This is a genomic window from Microbacterium bandirmense (assembly GCF_037204185.1).
In the GTDB taxonomy this organism is placed as follows: Bacteria; Actinomycetota; Actinomycetes; order Actinomycetales; family Microbacteriaceae; genus Microbacterium; species Microbacterium bandirmense.
In genome coordinates, this window is sequence record NZ_JBBDGM010000021.1 from 18,700 (window position 1) to 35,336 (window position 16,637).

Annotated in this window: 20 protein-coding genes; 4 read left to right on the top strand and 16 right to left on the bottom strand. The window is 66.7% G+C overall.

The annotated features are described in order from the left end of the window. Positions 1-19: 19 nt before the first annotated feature. On the bottom strand, positions 20-964 hold the full coding sequence (locus WDU99_RS16630) for a cation diffusion facilitator family transporter (protein WP_292735357.1): 945 nt from the start codon (positions 962-964) through the stop codon (positions 20-22). Between the two features lie 165 nt (positions 965-1,129). On the opposite strand from WDU99_RS16630, the gene WDU99_RS16635 reads away from it, so the two are divergent. Both WDU99_RS16635 and WDU99_RS16640 read left to right on the top strand, forming a co-directional pair. Beyond that, complete coding sequence (locus tag WDU99_RS16635; protein WP_337333607.1) at positions 1,130-1,549, top strand: ArsR/SmtB family transcription factor; 420 nt, start codon at positions 1,130-1,132, stop codon at positions 1,547-1,549. Between the two features lie 68 nt (positions 1,550-1,617). Beyond that, positions 1,618-2,058: a hypothetical protein gene (locus WDU99_RS16640; protein ID WP_337333587.1), complete on the top strand. Its 441-nt coding sequence runs from the start codon at positions 1,618-1,620 to the stop codon at positions 2,056-2,058. An 8-nt stretch (positions 2,059-2,066) separates the two neighbouring features. Here the strand turns inward: WDU99_RS16640 and WDU99_RS16645 are convergent, their stop codons facing one another. The 15 genes from WDU99_RS16645 to WDU99_RS16715 all read right to left on the bottom strand — a co-directional run bounded on the left by WDU99_RS16645 (position 2,067) and on the right by WDU99_RS16715 (position 14,166). Continuing rightward, positions 2,067-2,444: a hypothetical protein gene (locus WDU99_RS16645; protein ID WP_337333588.1), complete on the bottom strand. Its 378-nt coding sequence runs from the start codon at positions 2,442-2,444 to the stop codon at positions 2,067-2,069. A 60-nt stretch (positions 2,445-2,504) separates the two neighbouring features. Beyond that, on the bottom strand, positions 2,505-3,407 hold the full coding sequence (locus WDU99_RS16650; protein WP_337333589.1) for a cytochrome c oxidase assembly protein: 903 nt from the start codon (positions 3,405-3,407) through the stop codon (positions 2,505-2,507). A 75-nt stretch (positions 3,408-3,482) separates the two neighbouring features. Beyond that, complete coding sequence (gene ccsB / locus WDU99_RS16655) at positions 3,483-4,508, bottom strand: c-type cytochrome biogenesis protein CcsB (RefSeq protein WP_337333590.1); 1,026 nt, start codon at positions 4,506-4,508, stop codon at positions 3,483-3,485. 11 nt (positions 4,509-4,519) lie between these two features. Next, the gene (gene lnt, locus WDU99_RS16660; protein ID WP_337333592.1) at positions 4,520-6,100 is read right to left on the bottom strand and encodes an apolipoprotein N-acyltransferase; all 1,581 of its coding nucleotides are present in this window, start codon (positions 6,098-6,100) and stop codon (positions 4,520-4,522) included. A 3-nt stretch (positions 6,101-6,103) separates the two neighbouring features. Beyond that, a complete protein-coding gene (locus WDU99_RS16665) occupies positions 6,104-7,042 on the bottom strand; it encodes a cytochrome c oxidase assembly protein (protein ID WP_337333593.1) in 939 nt (312 codons plus the stop codon). Positions 7,043-7,064: 22 nt separating this feature from the next. Beyond that, positions 7,065-7,304, bottom strand: coding sequence for a TFIIB-type zinc ribbon-containing protein (locus WDU99_RS16670; RefSeq protein ID WP_337333594.1), 240 nt, complete (start codon positions 7,302-7,304; stop codon positions 7,065-7,067). After that, the gene (resB, locus tag WDU99_RS16675) at positions 7,288-8,994 is read right to left on the bottom strand and encodes a cytochrome c biogenesis protein ResB (RefSeq protein WP_337333595.1); all 1,707 of its coding nucleotides are present in this window, start codon (positions 8,992-8,994) and stop codon (positions 7,288-7,290) included. The genes WDU99_RS16670 and resB overlap by 17 nt, the downstream gene beginning before the upstream one ends. After that, a complete protein-coding gene (locus WDU99_RS16680) occupies positions 8,975-9,739 on the bottom strand; it encodes a cytochrome c biogenesis CcdA family protein (protein ID WP_337333596.1) in 765 nt (254 codons plus the stop codon). Before WDU99_RS16680 ends, resB begins: the two co-directional genes overlap by 20 nt. After that, a complete protein-coding gene (locus WDU99_RS16685) occupies positions 9,736-10,323 on the bottom strand; it encodes a TlpA family protein disulfide reductase (RefSeq protein ID WP_337333597.1) in 588 nt (195 codons plus the stop codon). Before WDU99_RS16685 ends, WDU99_RS16680 begins: the two co-directional genes overlap by 4 nt. Positions 10,324-10,331: 8 nt before the next feature. Next, entirely contained in the window at positions 10,332-10,667 is a 336-nt protein-coding gene (locus WDU99_RS16690; protein ID WP_292735315.1) for a DUF6804 family protein, read from the bottom strand. Further along, positions 10,664-11,182 (bottom strand): signal peptidase II, encoded by a 519-nt coding sequence (gene lspA, locus WDU99_RS16695; RefSeq protein ID WP_337333598.1) that lies wholly within the window; start codon positions 11,180-11,182, stop codon positions 10,664-10,666. Before lspA ends, WDU99_RS16690 begins: the two co-directional genes overlap by 4 nt. Beyond that, complete coding sequence (locus tag WDU99_RS16700) at positions 11,172-11,894, bottom strand: copper resistance CopC family protein (RefSeq protein ID WP_337333599.1); 723 nt, start codon at positions 11,892-11,894, stop codon at positions 11,172-11,174. The genes lspA and WDU99_RS16700 overlap by 11 nt, the downstream gene beginning before the upstream one ends. 14 nt (positions 11,895-11,908) lie before the next feature. Beyond that, positions 11,909-12,886, bottom strand: a complete 978-nt coding sequence (locus WDU99_RS16705) for a flavin-containing monooxygenase (protein WP_337333600.1) — start codon at positions 12,884-12,886, stop codon at positions 11,909-11,911. Positions 12,887-12,912: 26 nt separating this feature from the next. Further along, the gene (locus WDU99_RS16710) at positions 12,913-13,536 is read right to left on the bottom strand and encodes a DsbA family protein (RefSeq protein ID WP_337333601.1); all 624 of its coding nucleotides are present in this window, start codon (positions 13,534-13,536) and stop codon (positions 12,913-12,915) included. Between the two features lie 177 nt (positions 13,537-13,713). Continuing rightward, complete coding sequence (locus WDU99_RS16715; RefSeq protein ID WP_337333602.1) at positions 13,714-14,166, bottom strand: hypothetical protein; 453 nt, start codon at positions 14,164-14,166, stop codon at positions 13,714-13,716. A gap of 457 nt (positions 14,167-14,623) precedes the next feature. On the opposite strand from WDU99_RS16715, the gene WDU99_RS16720 reads away from it, so the two are divergent. Together WDU99_RS16720 and WDU99_RS16725 are read left to right on the top strand one after the other, a co-directional pair. Next, complete coding sequence (locus WDU99_RS16720) at positions 14,624-15,274, top strand: M23 family metallopeptidase (RefSeq protein WP_337333603.1); 651 nt, start codon at positions 14,624-14,626, stop codon at positions 15,272-15,274. Positions 15,275-15,712: 438 nt separating this feature from the next. Beyond that, positions 15,713-15,964, top strand: a complete 252-nt coding sequence (locus WDU99_RS16725) for a serine hydrolase domain-containing protein (protein ID WP_337333604.1) — start codon at positions 15,713-15,715, stop codon at positions 15,962-15,964. Positions 15,965-16,637: the final 673 nt, after the last annotated feature.

A 16,637-nucleotide genomic window follows, 5' to 3' on the forward strand; every position in this document is an offset into this window, starting at 1 on the left:
CGATCGCGCGGTGCTGCGGTCAGGGATGTCTGATGGAGTCGGGCTCGTCGTCACTGAGGTGGGCGGTCTCGACCTGGAAGGTCGAGTGCCGGACGGAGACGTCGAAGTGCTCGGCGACGCAGGCTCTGATGTCGTGCAGAACCTCGGCGGCGTGGCCGTCGGTGAAGCACTCGTCCTCGACGACCACATGCGCGGTGATCGTCGGCAGCCCGGTGGCCACGGTGGAGGCGTGCAGGTCGTGGACGTCGGTGACGTGGTCGAGCTCCAGGATGTGCGCGCGGACCTGATCGAGATCGAGGCCCTTCGGCGTGAACTCCATCAGCACGCTGGTGGTCTCGCGCATCAGCTTGAACGCGCGCGGCACGATCAGCGCCGCGATGAACAGGCCGGCGATGGCGTCCGCCTGCTGGAATCCAGTGGTGGCGATCACGATCGCCGCGACGATCACGCCGAGTGAGCCGAGGGCGTCGTTGAGGACCTCCAGGAACGCCGCGCGCATGTTGAAGTTCGCGCCCCTGCTGGAGGAGAGGATCGTGATGGCGATGATGTTCGCGACCAGCCCGATGATCCCGAAGATCAGCAGTTCGGTGGAGGGCACCTCCGGCGGCTCGAACAGGCGGCGCACGCCCTCGATCGCGGTGTAGAACCCGACGACGATCAGCAGCGTCGCCTGCCCCAGCGCGGCGAGCACCTCGATGCGCCGGAACCCCCAGGTCCGCTTCGAGGTCGCCGGCCTGAGCATCAGGGTCGCCGCGATCAGGGCGACCAGCAGCCCGGTCGCGTCCGTGATCGCATGCGCGGTGTCGGTCAGCAGCGCGAGACTGCCGGTGACCACCGATCCGACGGCCTGGGCGGCGACGATCGTCGCGGTGATGCCGAAAGCGATCCCCAGCTTCTTGCGATAATCGCCTGGATGCCCGGCGGCTTGGTCCAGTGACGGTCCGTGGTCATGACCTGCGCCCATCAGAGGGGACTCCGTTCTCTTGGATCTCGATACCTGAACAAAATACGAACATTGACGATATCATCGCTCAACGACGATGATAGCGCATCCGGCATCCCCGGGAAAGTCAGGTTGACCTTGGCAACCGCCGGACCGCCGCATTCGGGATAACATCGAGATATGACGATGACATTCAAAGAGCAGTCTGGTGGGGTTGTCGCGGAAGCCGACGCGGTGATCCCGGCTGCGTCGTTGTTTCACAGCTTCAGCGATCCCTCCCGACTGGTGATCCTGCAGCACCTGCAGCTGGGCGAGCACCGCGTCGTCGACCTGGTCAAGCACCTCGGGCTCTCGCAGAGCACCGTCTCGAAACACCTCGCCTGCCTGAAGGACGCCGGCATGGTGGAATCCCGACCGGAAGGCCGCGCCTCGGTCTACTCGCTCAACAACCCCGAGGCACTTGTCGATCTACTCTCCGCGGCCGAACGTCTACTCGCGCTGACCGGCGACGCCGTGACACTGTGCCCGCTCCACGGGGCGGACGCCCTGGCCCGACACTACGAGGCCGCACCCCAGGATGGTGACGCACGCGGGAACCAGCTATGACGAGTCGACCCGGAGACCAAGACGCATGGCCGCTCGCGTCGCTCAGTGACGCGGCCGTAGCGACGGCGATGCGCGCCGTCGGCGGTGCAGCCGTCTTGGCCGGAGGGATCGTCGCAGCCGTCACTGGCCCGCTGGCACTTACTCGAGGCAGCTGGCTGGCCGCGTATCTCGTGCTCGTCGTCGGCGTTGCGCAGTACAGCATGGGCGCCGCACGCCGATGCGGCCAAGGAGTCACCGGAGTCCCCCTGGGGTGGGTTCAGTTCGGCCTCTGGAATCTGGGGGGTCTCGCGGTGATGGTGGGCACGCTCGCGAGGACCGTGATGGCGGTCTGGATCGGATCTGCGGCGCTTCTCGTCGCCGTGCTGCTGGCCTTTCTTGTAGACCGTCAGCCCGGCGATAGAGTGCATCCGCGAGGACCGCTCTGGACCGTTGCCTATCGGCTGCTGCTGGTAATCCTTGCTGTCAGCATCCCTGTCGGCATCGTTCTTTCCGTCGTGCGAAATAACTGACAGGATGCTCAGTCAGTCGTTGCGTTGGCCTCTTCCCCTCGCCGTGCCGTGATGAACGCTCGGACCCCGAGGATGATGTAGACGATGAGCAGGACGAACGTCACGGTGCTGGCCACCACGGCCATCGGGCGCTCGGCTTCACCGGCGATGAGCTCGCCGAGTTTCAGGACGTTCATGCTGGTGCCGAGGACTCCTATGACGGCGATCACGAGTCCGATCGAGAGGCCGATCTTGCGGTTCTTGAGTGCGATGAGCCCGCAGATTTCGATGAGCAATCCGAGGAAGGCGGGGATCAGCGCCGTCCAGCTGGTGAAGCCGGTCGTGGCATAGGAGATGACTCCTACGGCGATAAGAGCGGCGGCGAAGGCGAGCGTTGTACGGGGCATTCTTCCTCCAGGGGTGGGTGAGCGAGTAGAGATGTTGGGAGTGTTGCGACGCACCGGGAGCTAGCTCCGATTCCGTCCTCGGGAGAGGCTCGCGAGGTACTCGTTGTAGGAGTCGAGCTCGGCGTCCTCGACCTTCTGCCGCTGTCGCGAGGTGCGCACCTCGCGGGCACGCCAGCGGGAGAGGCAGACGATCAGCACCACGAACAGCGGCAACTCCGCGTACGTCCACACCAGGGCGCCGGCTATCGCCTGGTCCAGGATGGGGTCATGGCCGCCGGCGGGGTTGGCGTACGCGCTGAACAGGGGCGTGCTGGTGCGGAGCAGGATCAGGCCGAACACGGCGTGGATCTGGATCTCGACGGCGATGTCGACGAATCGCGCGGCGAAGGAGGGGACACGCGGCAGCGGGTCGGACGACCACAGGGGTGTCGCTGCGACGACGCCGAGGACGAGGACGACGAAGAGCAGGGCGTCGTGACCGAAGGGGACGCGCATGACGACGCTGATGGCGTCGGTCAGGTAGAGGACCGGGTACAGCAGCATCGCGGTGACGATGGCGACCACGGGGTGCAGCGCGGCGCTCCAGAACGGCGAGCGGAGCCCGGCGTGTGCTGCGCGGAGCACGAGGCGCCCGAGGCCGGTGTGCGGTGTGCTGCGCAGGAGCAGCCGTCCCGGTGACCCGGCGATCAGGAGAGGCGGGACGACGGTCAGCAGGGTGATCTGCTGGAAGACCAAGGCTGTGATGGACTCCGTCGCGAGGCGGTTCACGCCGAACGTCGTGACGGCGAAGATCAGGGCACACCCGATCAGGAACGATGCCGTGCGGGCGATTGCCCAGCGGCGGCCGTGCCGCCACATCCAGATCGCTCCTCGCAGGTACAGCGCCGCGAGCAGCAGGGCGGCGATGGCGACCGGCGAGCCCGCGAGGGGTTCGAACGCGACCCATTGGTCGATCGGCGGCATGGCGGATTTCCCTTCATCGAGGCGATCGGGCGTCGGCGGTTCCGGCCGCGGAGGTGGTGCGGCCGGAGCGCGGGGTCAGGTGAGGCCGGAGTAGGAGTGCAGGCCGGGGAAGTAGACGTTGACGATCGTGAAGTTGAACAGCACGGCGGCGAATCCGATGATGCACAGCCAGGCGGAGCGGTTGCCGCGCCAGCCGCGGGTGGCGCGGGCGTGGATGTAGCCGGCGTACAGCACCCAGATCACGAAGGTCCAGACCTCCTTGGTGTCGAAGCCCCAGTAGCGTCCCCAGGAGTCGTTGGCCCAGATCGCTCCGGCGATCAGGGTGAACGTCCAGAACATGAAGCCGACGATCACGAACCGGTAGGCGAGCGTCTCGAGGACTTCGCCGGCGGGCAGCGTGCGCAGGAACCCGCCGCGGCGCCCTGCGGATGCGGGCGAGACGCTGGTGCGGCGTTCACGGCGGGATTGCAGCAGCTGGGTGACGGAGAGGCCGCAGGCGAGGGCGAACAGGGCGGTGGCGAGGGAGGCGACGAAGACGTGGATGACGAGCCAGATGCTCTTGAGCGGGTCCATCAGCGGGACGACTTCGACGTAGAAGCTGAGCGTGGCGCCGCCCAGCAGCAGGACAATCATGCCCACCAGGAACGCGCCGAGGAAGCGCAGGTCGTACCAGCGGAGGGCGAGGAGGTAGACGGCGACGATCAGGACCGTCCCGGTGAGAGCGAACTCGTACATATTGGCCCACGGCACCCGCTCTGCGGCGATGCCGCGGGCGATGGTTCCGCCGAGCTGGAAGAGGAAGGCGAGCACGGTGAGCGCGGTGCCGATCCTCGCCCACAGCAGCCGGGGACGCTGCGAGGGCGGAGCATGGATGTCGTCCGGCTGCGCCTGGTCGGGCGGGGCCGGAGCACTCGGAGCCGCCTGGTCGACGGCGCCGACGAGGACCGGTGCGCGCTGCTGCTCCCGAACCGGGGCGGGGCGTGCGGAACGCTGTGCGAGATCGACGGTATAGGCGACGAACGCCAGCGCGTAGGTGGCGATGGCCGTCCACACCAGCAGCAGTGAGAGGCCATCGAGGGAGAGCGTTTCTGTTCCGGGCATGGTGAGCTCCTTCATACGGACGAGCGGTTGCGGATGCGGTGGAGGATCCCGAGTGCGGTCAGGGCTCCGATGGCCCCGAGCGGGATCAGCGCGCTGATCCAGGGGCCGAGGATCGTGGCGGGTGTGAGGCCGGTGCGCAGTGGGACGGTGGTGATCGCCGCGGCGGCGGTGTCGATGGGGATGCTGGCGATGGTCGCGCCGTCGGGGGCGATCACCTGGCTGGTGCCGGTCGTGGAGACGTTGACGACGGCGCGGCCGGTCTCGATCGCGCGCATGCGGGCGAAGGCGAGCTGCTGCAGGTTCTCGGCGGTGCCGCGGAAGTCGGCGTTGTTGGTCTGGAAGACGTACAGCTGTGCACCCGCGCGGGCACCGTCCCAGATGACCTGGTCGTAGATCACGTCGAAGCAGATCGCCAGGCCGACCCCGACGTCGTCGACGGTGACCAGGGGCGGGAGGGTGCCGGGCGTGTACTCGCGCTGGATCAGCCCGACCAGGTCGGGGACGATCATCTCGTACAGCCAGCGATCCGGCACGTACTCCCCGAACGGGACGGGATTGATCTTGTCGTGCCGCTGGCGTTCGTCGGGTTCCGGGGTCCAGAGCAGGGACGAGTTGAAGACGTCCGATCCTCGTGCGGTCGCGGCGTTCATCAGCAGCGGAGCGTCGGCTTGGCGGACGATGCGGTCGAGCGTGGCGGCGGTGGCGGGGTCGGCGAGGGGATCGGAGTCCACTCCCCCTTCCGGCCAGGCCAGCAGATCCATCGGCTGTCCGAGCAGCGGAGCGGTCGCCTCCGCCTGTGCGGCGAGCACGTCGCCGCGTTCTCGCGTGTCGAAGTAGGCCGCCGGGCCGTTGCCCTGCACCCACCCGACATCGAGCGTGCCCGCGGGCGATGTGGGGAACTGCGGGACCAGGAGCAGGAGGACCAGCACGGCCAGGGCGGGGACGCCGCCACGCAGAAACCGCGGACCGCCGGCGCGTGCCCATTGCACGACGCCGGCGCACATCGTCACGAAGAGGAAGGAGAGTCCCGTCACGCCCGTCCAGGATGCGGCCTCGGACAGCGGGCCGTCGACGAGCGTCATCCCGATGCGCGCCCAGGGGAACCCGGAGTACGGCCACGAGCCGAGAACGACCTCCCTGCCCGCCCAGAGACCGGCCACCAGGAGGGGAACCGCGACCAGCTGCGCCGCGCCCCGGTGCGGGAACCGCGCCGTCCACCGGTAGGCGAGCGTGATCAGGACGGCGCCGATGCTGAACAGGATCGTCTCGAGGCCGGCGAGGGCGATCCACGGGAGGGGGCCGAGGAACTCCCTCACCCAGATCAGGTGGGTGAAGAAGAACACTCCTCCGAAGGCGGCGCCGACCAGCAGTGCCCCGCCGATGCTCCGGCCGACGAGAGTGATCAGCGCCAGGGTCACGCTGAGCAGCGCCAGCGGCCACCATCCGACCGGCGGCGAGGCGAGGCCCAACGTGAGCCCTCCGACAACCGCGGCGGGGACCGCTGCCCACAGCGGAAGCCCGCTCGGCGGAGAGGACGACGCCCCGCCGTCGGGCGTGGCGACGGCCGCGGCTGGCGTCAAGGTCGGGTGCATCGGTCAGGTGTCCTTCTTGCGGAGGGCATCGAGATAGGCGTTGTAGGCGTCGAGCTCGGGATCGCCGTGGGCATCGGCGTACTTGTCGGCTTTGGCGGCACGGGCGGTGTCATCACGGAACCACCGGTGCATGACGTAGAGGAGCATGACCACGGTGGGGCCCTCTCCGTAGGACCAGGCCAGGGCGCCGGCGAGCCACTGATCGTCCAGCGGATCGATGCCCAGCGCCGTCGTGGGGCCGGCGAAAGTCTCGACGAACAGCGTCGGGCTCATCATCAGGAACACGCCGAAGAACGCGTGCAGGGCTGCTTCGGCGAACAGGTCCATCGCACGGCCGGGGTACGTCATCCGCACCGGGAGCGGGTCGTTGGACAGGATCGGGATGGTGAACAGCACGCCGGCTGCCAGGAAGGCGATCTCGAGCAGCGGATGCCCGCCAGGGGTCTGCAGGATCGGGTCGGCGAGACCTCCGAGGTAGAAGCCGTAGAACGACATCAGGAACAGCGGCATCGCGATCCAGGGGCTCAGCGCCCATCGTGCGATGCGGCTGCGCAGCCCGGCCAGGGCGAGGCGGAGGATCACTCGCCCGAGGCCGCGATGCGGGGTGGCGCGCAGCAGCAGTGTGCCTGGGGAGCCGAGCACGAGCAGCGGCGGGATGGCCATCATCAGGGTGAGCTGCTGGAACATGAAGACCGAGAACAGCAGGTACCCGTATCCCTCGACCGCCAGGCCGGTCACGGCGACCAGGACGATGCATCCGAGCAGGAAGCACACCGTGCGGGCGACCGACCACCGCCGCCCCTGACGCCAGAGCCGGATGGCGCCGGCCAGGTACAGTACGGCCATGAGCAGACCGAGCACCGGCAGCACCGGAACCGGCGGCAGGATCGGCGTGAGGAACGCCTCCAGCGTCGGCGGTGTGTCGGGAATCCAGTCGTTCATGGCGTGTCATCGGTCGACGAGCTCAGAAGTCGAAGAGATCGCCGAGGAAGCCCTCGCGTCGTCTCTTGCCGCCGCGGTCATGCCGGGAACGGCGGTGCTCGTCTTCGGGGTAGTCCGGCGCCTGGTAGCCAGATGAGCGGTCGATGACCTTGTCGAGCTCACCGCGGTCCAGCCACACGCCACGGCATTGCGGACAGTAGTCGATCTCGACGCCGGAACGGTCGGTGACCAGGAGCGTCGTGCCGTCAACGGGGCAGTTCATCGGTTCTCTCCTTCTCTGGGGATGAGTCGGAGACGCCGGTGAGCGCCTCCGTGTGGGCGTCGGCGATGTCGACGACGGCTTTGCGGAGTGTGGGGTCTTCGCCGCGGGCCAGTCCCGCGTACTCGAGGCGGACGCCCTCGTCGGTCGGGTGGGCTTTGACCCAGACGCGGCGGCGGGGCACGAAGAGCCCGGCGAAGAGGCCGAGCATCGCGAGGATCGAGAAGGCCAGCACCCATCCGGCGGTCGGGTCGCGCTGGATCTGCAGCGACGCGAATCGCTTGACCGGATCCTCGGGCGACGCGATCTCCCAGGTGACGGTGCCCCATCCGTTCGGCAGCTCCGCGGTCTCCCCCGGCGTCAGCTCGATGGAGTCGACTCCGGTCTGACCGCCGGTGTGCTGGGTGAGGCCGTCGGTCTCGAGGGTGTACACCGATCGCGGGGTTCCGTCGTCGATGCCGAGGTCGCCGCTGTACACGTTGAAGGTGAGCAGCGGGTTGACGACGTCGCCGTAGATGGAGGTGTAGGCGCCGGAGTCCAGCACGCCCGCGGTGGGGTAGAAAAACCCGACCAAGCCGACCTGCTCAGGCAGCCCGTCGGGGATCTTGATGATCCCGAGGGAGGTCATGTTCGAGTCCTGCGGGAGGAACGGCTGCGACTCGGTGTACACGAGCTCGCCAGCCGCGTCGCGCACGGTGATCGTGGGGGCGTAGCCGTTGCCGAGCAGGTGGATGCGGTCGCCGGCGACGGAGATGGGATAGTTCACGATCACGCTCTCGGTCCGATCCTCCTCACCGGGGATGCGGACGGTGACGTCGGCGGAGAAGTCCCCTGCCTGCCCGGCCCCCGGCGTGCCCGGCCGCTGATACGTGACCTGGAACTCGTCGAGGGTGAGCGAGTACGGGGCGAGACCGGTCCCGTCGATGAACCGGCCGGCGTCGAACGAGGAGTAGTCGCTGAGGGCGTTGACGAAGGTGGTGCCCTCGACGACGACCCGCTGGCCCGTGTAGGAGAACCCGCCTCCCAGGCCGACCGAGACGAGCACGCCGATCAGCGCCGTGTGGAAGACGAGATTGCCGGTCTCGCGCAGGTACCCGCGTTCGGCGGACACGGAGAGCCATCCGCGGCCGTCGTAGCGGTGCACCCGGTAGCCGGCACGGCGCAGCTGCCGCTCGGCGACGTCGACGGCCTCTCGCGCCTGGCTCGCGGGGTCGGCGGCCGGGACGGTGCGCTCCTCGTAGTCATCGAGCCGGGACAGCCGCACCGGCGTGCGGGGCGGCTGGGATCGCAGGGCCTTGTAGTGGTGCTTCGTGCGCGGGGAGACGCATCCAATCAGCGAGGCGAACAGCAGCAGGTAGATCGCCGAGAACCACGGCGACTGGTATACGTCGAACAGCCCGATGGCATCCGCGATGGGATAGGCCTCGGGGTTGTCACGCTGCCACTGGATCACCCCGTTGGGGTCGGCGCTGCGCTGCGGGAACAGCGATCCGGGCACGGCGGCGACTGCCAGCAGGAGCAGCAGCAGCAGAGCGGTGCGCATGCTGGTCAGCTGACGCCACGCCCATCTCGCCCATCCCATGACCCCCAGCGCCGGCTGGGCGATACCGGAATCGTTGCCGTCGGCGTGGTCGTCGGGGCGCAGGGGGTCGACGGGCGCGTCGGTGGCGGTCTCAGAGCGGGAGGGGGACATTGATCACCACCTGCTGGAGGGCGGACATCAGCGCGGTCCACAGCCCGGTCACCATCAGGATGCCGAGGAGGACGAGCACTACCCCGCCGACGATGTTCAGGGTGCGGATGTGGCGGCGCAGGAACGCGACCGACCGGGACGCCCACCCCCAGCCGAGGGCGAGCACGAGGAAGGGCAGGCCGAGCCCGAGCGAGTAGGCCAGGCCCAGCAGGCCCGCGCGGGCCGGGTCGCCGAGGTTCCAGGAGACCGACAGGATCGCCGCGAGCGTCGGGCCGATGCACGGTGTCCACCCGACGCCGAGCGCGAACCCGAGCAGCGGCGCGCCGAGCAGCCCGGCACGGGACTGCATGCGCGGGCGGAGGGTGCGCTGCGCGACGCCGAAGAATCCGATGAACACCAGGCCGAGGATGATCACCACGACGCCGAACACACGGGTCAGGACGTTCGCGTACTGCAGCAGCAACAACCCGAACGTCCCGCCCAGGATCGTCACGGTGACGAACACGACGGTGAACCCGGCGATGAACAGCGTCACCCCCAGCAGCAGCCGCGTGCGCTCCGCCGTTGCCGTGGAGGTCGTTGCGCCACCGACCGCGGTGGCGCTCGAGGCGCCGCCCAGATACCCGAGGTATCCGGGCACCAGCGGCAGCACGCACGGGGAGACGAAGGAGATCAGACCCGCAAGGACCGCGATGGGGATCGCGACCCACAGCGCCCCGTCGGCAACGAGATCGCCGGGGTTCATGGCGATTCCTCGAGAGCGTCGCGGACGAGGGTCGACAGGATGGATGCGCTCTGCAGCTGCCCGATGATGCGCGCGGCGACCCGCCCCTCCTTGTCGACCACGAGCGTCGTCGGAGTCGCCTGGATCGGGGTGACCTGCGCGAATGCCAGCTTGACCTTGCCGTCGTTGACGTCGATCACGCTGGGGTAGGTGACGTTGTTGTCCCGAGCGAAGGAGAGCGCCGTGGCGGGCTGATCGTAGGTGTTGACGCCGAGGAACGACACGCCCTGGTCCTGGTACTCCTGCCACACCTCCTCGAGCAGCGGCGCTTCGACGATGCACGGCCCGCAGGCGGCGTACCAGAAGTTCACCACCAGCACCTCGCCGCGGTAGTCGTCGCTGGAGACCGTCTCCCCAGTCTCGGTGACGCCCTCGAAGACGACCGGGTCGCCCCGCTCCCCCGCCGCGATCTCCACGACGCGGAAGTCTCCGGCGATGTACCCCTTCTCGTTCCCCTCCTGATATTGCTGCGCCAGGGAGTCGTTCGCGGAGCACCCCGTCAGGGCGATGACGCCCAGGAGCACTGCTGCGACTGCGGCGATCATCCGGCGGATCATGTGCGACGCACCTTGATCAGTGCCCCCGCGACCAGGAAGACGATGGCTGCGGCCGGCTGTGCCGCCGCCCAGACCGGCCCCGTGAACGGGAAGGGCACGACCGGGTTCCACAGCACGAGGACCGCGACGAATACCGGGATCCACCACCATTGGCGCGCCTGCCCCGCGAACCAGGCCACGATCGCCGCGAGGATCGCTGTGACGAACAGCACCACCTGGAACAGGCCGGCCCCGGTCCACAACGGAGCGGTGAAGAGCACCGCTGCCGCGAGCAGCCCCGGTGCGAGCGCGTTGCGCTGGAAGGTGGACGGCGTGCGTTGTTTCGCGCTCATGCGGCACCTGCTTCCACTCGTGCCGAAGGAGCCAGCTCGACCTTGCGCCGTCGGGTCCAGGTCACCCCGAGAAGGAGGACGACGCCGATACCGAGAGCGATGTCGGCGAGGTTCCCGATGAACAGGTTCCCGTAGGCGAGGAAGTCGGTGACGTGCCCGACCCCGAACCCGGGCGGTGAGAACACCCGGTCAATCAGGTTCCCGAGCGCGCCGCCCAGTATGAACCCGAACGCCACCGCGAGATTTGCCGTGCGTGCACGGCTCGCGGCGAGAAGCACCCAGACCACCGCTCCGACTCCGACCAGGGTGATCACGCCGGTAAACCCGGATCCGAGGGAGAAGATCGCGCCCGGATTGAACGCGAGCTGGAGGCCGAAGAGGTCGCCCAGGAGCGGGATACGTGCCTCCTCGCTCAGTGTTGCGAGAGCGGCCGCCTTCGTGGTCTGATCGATCACCACGATCCCCGCCGCCACAAGGGCGGCGACCGCGAGATATCGCGCCCGGTTAGAACTCATCAGTATTCTCCTTTCCCTGCTGTGCCGCACGATCACGACGGCGCCGGTTACGACCGGCCATGACCATCAGGAGTGCTGAGCTGCCCAGGAGGGCAACTCCCCCGGTGATGACCAGGATGGGGAGGGCCGCGAGATCCGCGCTCGGTTGGCTGTGGATGTCTCCGTTGCCGGACGCGGCACTCGGCGTCGGGGTATTCGTGCTCTGCTCTGACGGAGAAGGGCTACTCGTCGGCGTGGGACTACTCGTGGGGGTGGGGCTGTTCGTCAGCGTCCCGGTCGGCTCTATCCTGAACGTGTACTCGTCGCTGATCGGATGCCCGTCGCTGGACACCACCCGCCACCTCACCGTGACCTCACCGACGACCGACCGGTCGGACAGGTGCTGCGTGACCGTCGTATCGAGGACCTCGGGAGCACTGTCGGCGAGGTTGCTCCCGTCTTCCGCGAGGACATCGATCACCGTGGCGCCCTCGAGCCCCTGCAACTCGCCCGTGAAAGTGAGGGAGATCTCCGCCGGAGCACCAGGTGTGGTTGCGGAGGCTTCGGGGTAGGTGGAGAGCAGTTCATCGTGAGCAGCGGCGGGACTCGCCGTGCCGAAAACGGTTCCGCCGATGATCAGCAGAGCAGACAAGCCAGCAGATGCGGCGAAGCCGCGGCCACGCCTATTCGACCTTCGAGAGGTGGAAAGCCTTCTACGGTGGACGGATCTCATGGGTTCTGCTCTCTTCACGGTCGTTCGATGATGTGGCGGGCGATGATCGTGGCATCTCGAAAGACTCCTGCGATGGTGTCCGAGCCCCCACCGCCGTACTGAGGGATCCCGGCGACGAACAATCCCGGCAGCCCGGTCATCGTCCGCTGGGGAGGAACGGTCCGGGCGTCATCCGGTAGCCAGTCGTCACCAGGGTCGAATCCGGTCGCGAGAATCACGGACCCCGGCGTTGCCACTGTTCCGTCGACGAATGTGACAGCGTTCCTCCCCGCCTTTGCCACTGCAGGGCGGATGCTGACGCCAACATCACGCAATTGTTTGTAGCTGTCCCCGAATACCGGCTCCGGTCGCGATCCTCGGGCAAAGAGTTGCCTTCGCAGGTACCGCGATGCCGGCTTGTGCCTACGAGCCGTGCGAACAGCCAAGGTCACCGCATGCGACGGTGCGAGTTCACGGGCCAACTCCACACCGCTGTTCCCGCCGCCGACGATGAGCACATCGTTCGTGGGAATCTGCCGCGGATACAGATACTCGCTGCTGTGCAGCACAACTCCAGGCACGTGAAGCTCCGCTGCCCACGCCGGAGTGCACGAATGTGTGGCGGCACCCGTTGCGCACACGACGTTTCGGGTCTGCACCTCACCCTCCGTGGTCGACAGGTGCAAGACCGAGCCGGACCCGCGCCGCTCCAAACCTGTCGCCCGGACACCCCAGAGAGTCTTGACTCCGAGACCGCCCTCGACATCGCTGAGGTACTCGATCATCTCGTCGACACGCGGCCGCCGTCGTTGATCGCCTGGAAAGGGTAGGCCCGGCAGAGCGCTGTGACGGGCATCGCTAAGAAGCACCATCGAGTGCCATCGAGAAGCCCAGCTGCGCAAGCCTGGTGCGGCCTCGTCGATCACGACGAAATCCTGCTGGGGCTGCAGCCCTTTCGCGATCAGGGCGGCCGCCACGGCGAGACCGGCCTGACCGCTGCCGATGACGATCACTCGTCTATGCGACAGTCCTGCCCGCATCACCGATCACCGTTCACCGCTGCTTCGATGGCGTTCTCGAGGTCGTCCAACTGCTGCAAATTGAGCTGCTCGCCCTCGAGGAAGAACGTCGGCGTGCTGTTGACGCCGAGCTCCTGTCCCGCGTTGAAGTCGAACTCGACTCGTTCCAATGTGGCGGGATCCGCGATGGCGGTGTCGTACGCGGCCATGTCCAGTCCGATCTCCTCAGCGAAACCCCGAAAGAGATCAGCACGGGATTCCTGAGCCTCGCCCCACTCCGCCTGCGTCTCAAACAGTCGGCCGTACATCTCCTCCAGCCGATCCTGCTGGGCAGCAGCCTCCGCGGCCAACGCCGCGTTCTGTGAGTTGAAATGTCCGGGAAGCGGGAAGTACCGCACCACGTAGGTGATCTCTCCCGCGAATCTCTCACGAAGATCCTCGACGATCGGATAGAACATCCCGCAGGCCTCGCACTCGAAATCGAGGAACTCCACGACCTCGACAGCACCCTCCCCACCGTCGTCGAGGATGTGCGAACTAGCGTCAACAACCGCGGGGGGCGGGACTGTCTGCCCGTCCGGTACCTCGGCTGAAGGGGCGGTCGGGCCTTGGCTGTTGATCACCACATAGATGATCGCTGCCACGACAAGGGCGGCGACGATCCCTGCGCTGATCAGGATCGGCCGCCAGTTGAAAGCGGGGTCGCGCGGCTTTCCAGAAGGGTTCATCAATTACTCCAAACAAGAACAATCGGCATGGAACAGGCACCGGGAGGGTATCCGGGTGCGAAGTGCCGTCCGCACGAGACGGCATGCCAAAAATCAGGTTCGGGAAAGACCCAACTGTGTCAGCGACAGTGCCCCGGTCCGGGCAACGATGATGCGCACCGGGACGAGCCAGAGTGCCATCCATCGAGGGACGAGATATGCGACCCCCCGACGGCGCGAAACCATCCGAGCAAAGATCACGAAGACGAGCCCGCACAACATGCCGAGGGCGCACAGCGCTGCCCCGACGAGGACCCCCGCCGTCGAGGCATCGGCGGCTGCCATATGCTTGTCGACGGTACTCCCGGGCTCTCCCGAAGCAAGGTGCGGATCGAGGAGTGTGCTCGCCACGAGCAGTGAAGACGAAGCCTCCTCGCTCTCGGAATGCGATGCACCCGCTGCCCCCAGAAGCAGGAGGAGAGCCAAGCCGACTGCCGTAATGATCCTCGTTATCAGAAGCTGCTCACTGAGCACCCTTGAGGGTTGCGCTTGAGCCGAGGAGATCATCTCTCCAAGGGTACCCTGCCAACCTTCTGAGTCTCCTCCATGTACGCGGATCCAGCTCTCTAAGCAGATGCTGTGAAAGCGCATCTCAATTTGACCTAAGCGAATCGGACTATCTACCGTTACAGATCAGTAACGATCGGGTCTGCGATCGAGATAAGTATTCTGCTCCACCGGAAGGATCACGATCATTTCTGGGTTACCCGAGCGCGCATCCGAAAAGGCGACGACGACGTCGACAGACCCCGGCTTCCCCGATCGCCCCCTCCTTCGTCGCGATCTCCGCGGCCAAGGCCGCCCGGTGTCAAAGGAAGCTCCGACGACCCGCCAGGCCTCCGTCATCCCGCGGCACGGAACTGAAGCCCCCGTACAGGCAGTGTCTGCGACACCTCCCCACCGCCCGCGCGCCCGGAGCTCGTGGGCTCGAGCGAAGGCACTCGGAGCCGTCCTCGCGGTCAGCGTGTTGATCACCGGCGCCGCCCTTCCGGGAATATCCGACGCAGAACCGGAGCAGGTCGAGGCCGCGGCCACCGTTAACGCACAGTCCTACACCGCAGGAGAAGACATCCGGGTCGAGGTCTTCCCTCGCGGGGACTTCTCCGCAACGACAGAGAAGGAGATCGCCGCGTCGCGCGCGAAGGCAATCGCTGCCGCCGTCGCATCTGCCCGGCCCCTCTCGACAGCTGTGAACCTGCCAACAGCTCAACAGGTTCTCATGCCGTTACCCTCCGGAACCTACTCGGTCAGCGACGGGTTCGGTGCCTCTCGTCCGGGTCGCTCGCACATGGGTCAAGATCTCGCGGCGTCAGTCGGGACGCCCATCTATGCGGCTGTCGAAGGCTGTGTTTCGCTCTCAACCGAGAGCAACAGTGGCTACGGCGTGAGCATTCAGGTCGAGAGCCTGTTCAACGAAGAGACAGTCAGCACCCTCTACTCACATCTGAACAGTGGGACCCGCGCGGTAGAAGTCGGGGACTGCGTCGCTCCCGGCCAGTATCTCGGCGACGTCGGCTCCACCGGCTACGTCTTCGGATCCTGCCTGCATTTCGAGGTCGACATCAACGGTCGCCCCATCGATCCCATGCCGTGGCTCAGGAAGAACGTGCAGTGAGATCAGTTCAGCTCCGGAAAAGGGGCTGAACAATCATCGACCTACTGAGGCCGAACAGCGCGCCGACGCCCGTGGGGAGAAAGGATGATCCGCCCGGGGCATCCCTCCTCAGCGGCCGCAGCACACTACTGGGCCACTCCCCATCTCGTACACTCGCGGCGTGGGCTATGTCGGTGAGCCCGAAGCCAACGTCTCGCAGAACCCAGGGCAGTGCACAGCAGGATGCGGGACACTATCGGGATATGGAACGCTTCTGGTGCCGCAATTCAGGTGGTGGCCTTCATGTTTTCTCGGCTGGGACGACCCCGCGAAGGAGAATACCGTCTGGGACTACTGCCTCACCGTGCTGCGCCCCTATCTGAACTGACCAAACATACCCCACCTGAGCAGACGTATCAACGGGCAACTCTTCATCGCCCAACAGAAAGTGAGCACGCCATGACCAGAGAACGTACCGCGACCGATTCATTCGCTGACATCAGAGAACTGTTCGAGAGCAAGCTCGACAGCAACCAAGAGCTGGGCGCGTCGATCGCGCTCGATATCGACGGCCAGCGGGTTTTCGGTTTCTGGCGCGGCTACCGCAATCCCGAGCGGACCAACCCCTGGACTCGCGACACCATCATGAACGCCTTCTCGACGACCAAGCTCGCCACTGCCCTGACAGTGCGCGCGCTCACCGACCGCTGACAGCGCGCCGTGCGCCGCTTCGCGGCTACGCGAGAGGACTCATTCGAGGCCAGGCATGACCTGCCGCCCCCTCCGCCGCTCGGGGTCACGCTCTCCTACCCAGCGATCCAGATACCAGGTGACATCGCGGCCATCGAGATGGTGCGCACGATTCCGTCAAGCCGTACCGTTTTCCGGCATGTGAAGGTGATCAATGTCGTCGAGGGCTCTTGCGCCTTCGAGACCGCAGAGAGCATGCACATCCTGCGCCCGGGCATGTCGCTGGCACTCGGCACCGGCAAGTGGTGCCGAGTTTGGCCAGCACCCACAGCACGCATCTGGGCCATCTACGCCGACGAACAGTTCTGGCGCACACAGATGGCATGGTTTCTCCCCGATGCGGATCGAGTGCTCCGAGGAGTACACCCCCTCGAGTGGGACGGTCGCGCGATTGTCCTTGCACCTGGCGTCGCCGCACTGCAACAGGCCGAACCGCTATGGCGACAAATGAGCGTCTTACGCAGCAAAGCCGAATCACCCGAAGTCGTCGCAACTCACACTCTCGAGCTTCTCGCACGGTGGATGAGGCTGGTGCTGCCGACCTTCTTGAATGCGGCGCCAGCCACTCCCCCAGCCCCGTGGACGCCCATTAGTGGACGACTGACGGTCAAGCCCCGGGACGTGGTGTAGCGGT

What these genes read in the sequence shown, in the direction of transcription:
- WDU99_RS16690 (WP_292735315.1), bottom strand. Translation starts at nt 10,667, where the DNA reads ATGAGCGCGAAACAACGCACGCCGTCCACCTTCCAGCGCAACGCGCTC.
- WDU99_RS16700 (WP_337333599.1), bottom strand. Translation starts at nt 11,894, where the DNA reads ATGAGATCCGTCCACCGTAGAAGGCTTTCCACCTCTCGAAGGTCGAAT.
- WDU99_RS16645 (WP_337333588.1), bottom strand. Translation starts at nt 2,444, where the DNA reads ATGCCCCGTACAACGCTCGCCTTCGCCGCCGCTCTTATCGCCGTAGGA.
- lspA (WP_337333598.1), bottom strand. Translation starts at nt 11,182, where the DNA reads ATGAGTTCTAACCGGGCGCGATATCTCGCGGTCGCCGCCCTTGTGGCG.
- WDU99_RS16680 (WP_337333596.1), bottom strand. Translation starts at nt 9,739, where the DNA reads ATGAACCCCGGCGATCTCGTTGCCGACGGGGCGCTGTGGGTCGCGATC.
- WDU99_RS16650 (WP_337333589.1), bottom strand. Translation starts at nt 3,407, where the DNA reads ATGCCGCCGATCGACCAATGGGTCGCGTTCGAACCCCTCGCGGGCTCG.
- WDU99_RS16685 (WP_337333597.1), bottom strand. Translation starts at nt 10,323, where the DNA reads ATGATCGCCGCAGTCGCAGCAGTGCTCCTGGGCGTCATCGCCCTGACG.
- resB (WP_337333595.1), bottom strand. Translation starts at nt 8,994, where the DNA reads ATGTCCCCCTCCCGCTCTGAGACCGCCACCGACGCGCCCGTCGACCCC.
- WDU99_RS16630 (WP_292735357.1), bottom strand. Translation starts at nt 964, where the DNA reads ATGGGCGCAGGTCATGACCACGGACCGTCACTGGACCAAGCCGCCGGG.
- WDU99_RS16725 (WP_337333604.1), top strand. Translation starts at nt 15,713, where the DNA reads ATGACCAGAGAACGTACCGCGACCGATTCATTCGCTGACATCAGAGAA.
- ccsB (WP_337333590.1), bottom strand. Translation starts at nt 4,508, where the DNA reads ATGCCCGGAACAGAAACGCTCTCCCTCGATGGCCTCTCACTGCTGCTG.
- WDU99_RS16665 (WP_337333593.1), bottom strand. Translation starts at nt 7,042, where the DNA reads ATGAACGACTGGATTCCCGACACACCGCCGACGCTGGAGGCGTTCCTC.
- WDU99_RS16640 (WP_337333587.1), top strand. Translation starts at nt 1,618, where the DNA reads ATGCGCGCCGTCGGCGGTGCAGCCGTCTTGGCCGGAGGGATCGTCGCA.
- lnt (WP_337333592.1), bottom strand. Translation starts at nt 6,100, where the DNA reads ATGCACCCGACCTTGACGCCAGCCGCGGCCGTCGCCACGCCCGACGGC.
- WDU99_RS16635 (WP_337333607.1), top strand. Translation starts at nt 1,130, where the DNA reads ATGACATTCAAAGAGCAGTCTGGTGGGGTTGTCGCGGAAGCCGACGCG.
- WDU99_RS16715 (WP_337333602.1), bottom strand. Translation starts at nt 14,166, where the DNA reads ATGATCTCCTCGGCTCAAGCGCAACCCTCAAGGGTGCTCAGTGAGCAG.
- WDU99_RS16670 (WP_337333594.1), bottom strand. Translation starts at nt 7,304, where the DNA reads ATGAACTGCCCCGTTGACGGCACGACGCTCCTGGTCACCGACCGTTCC.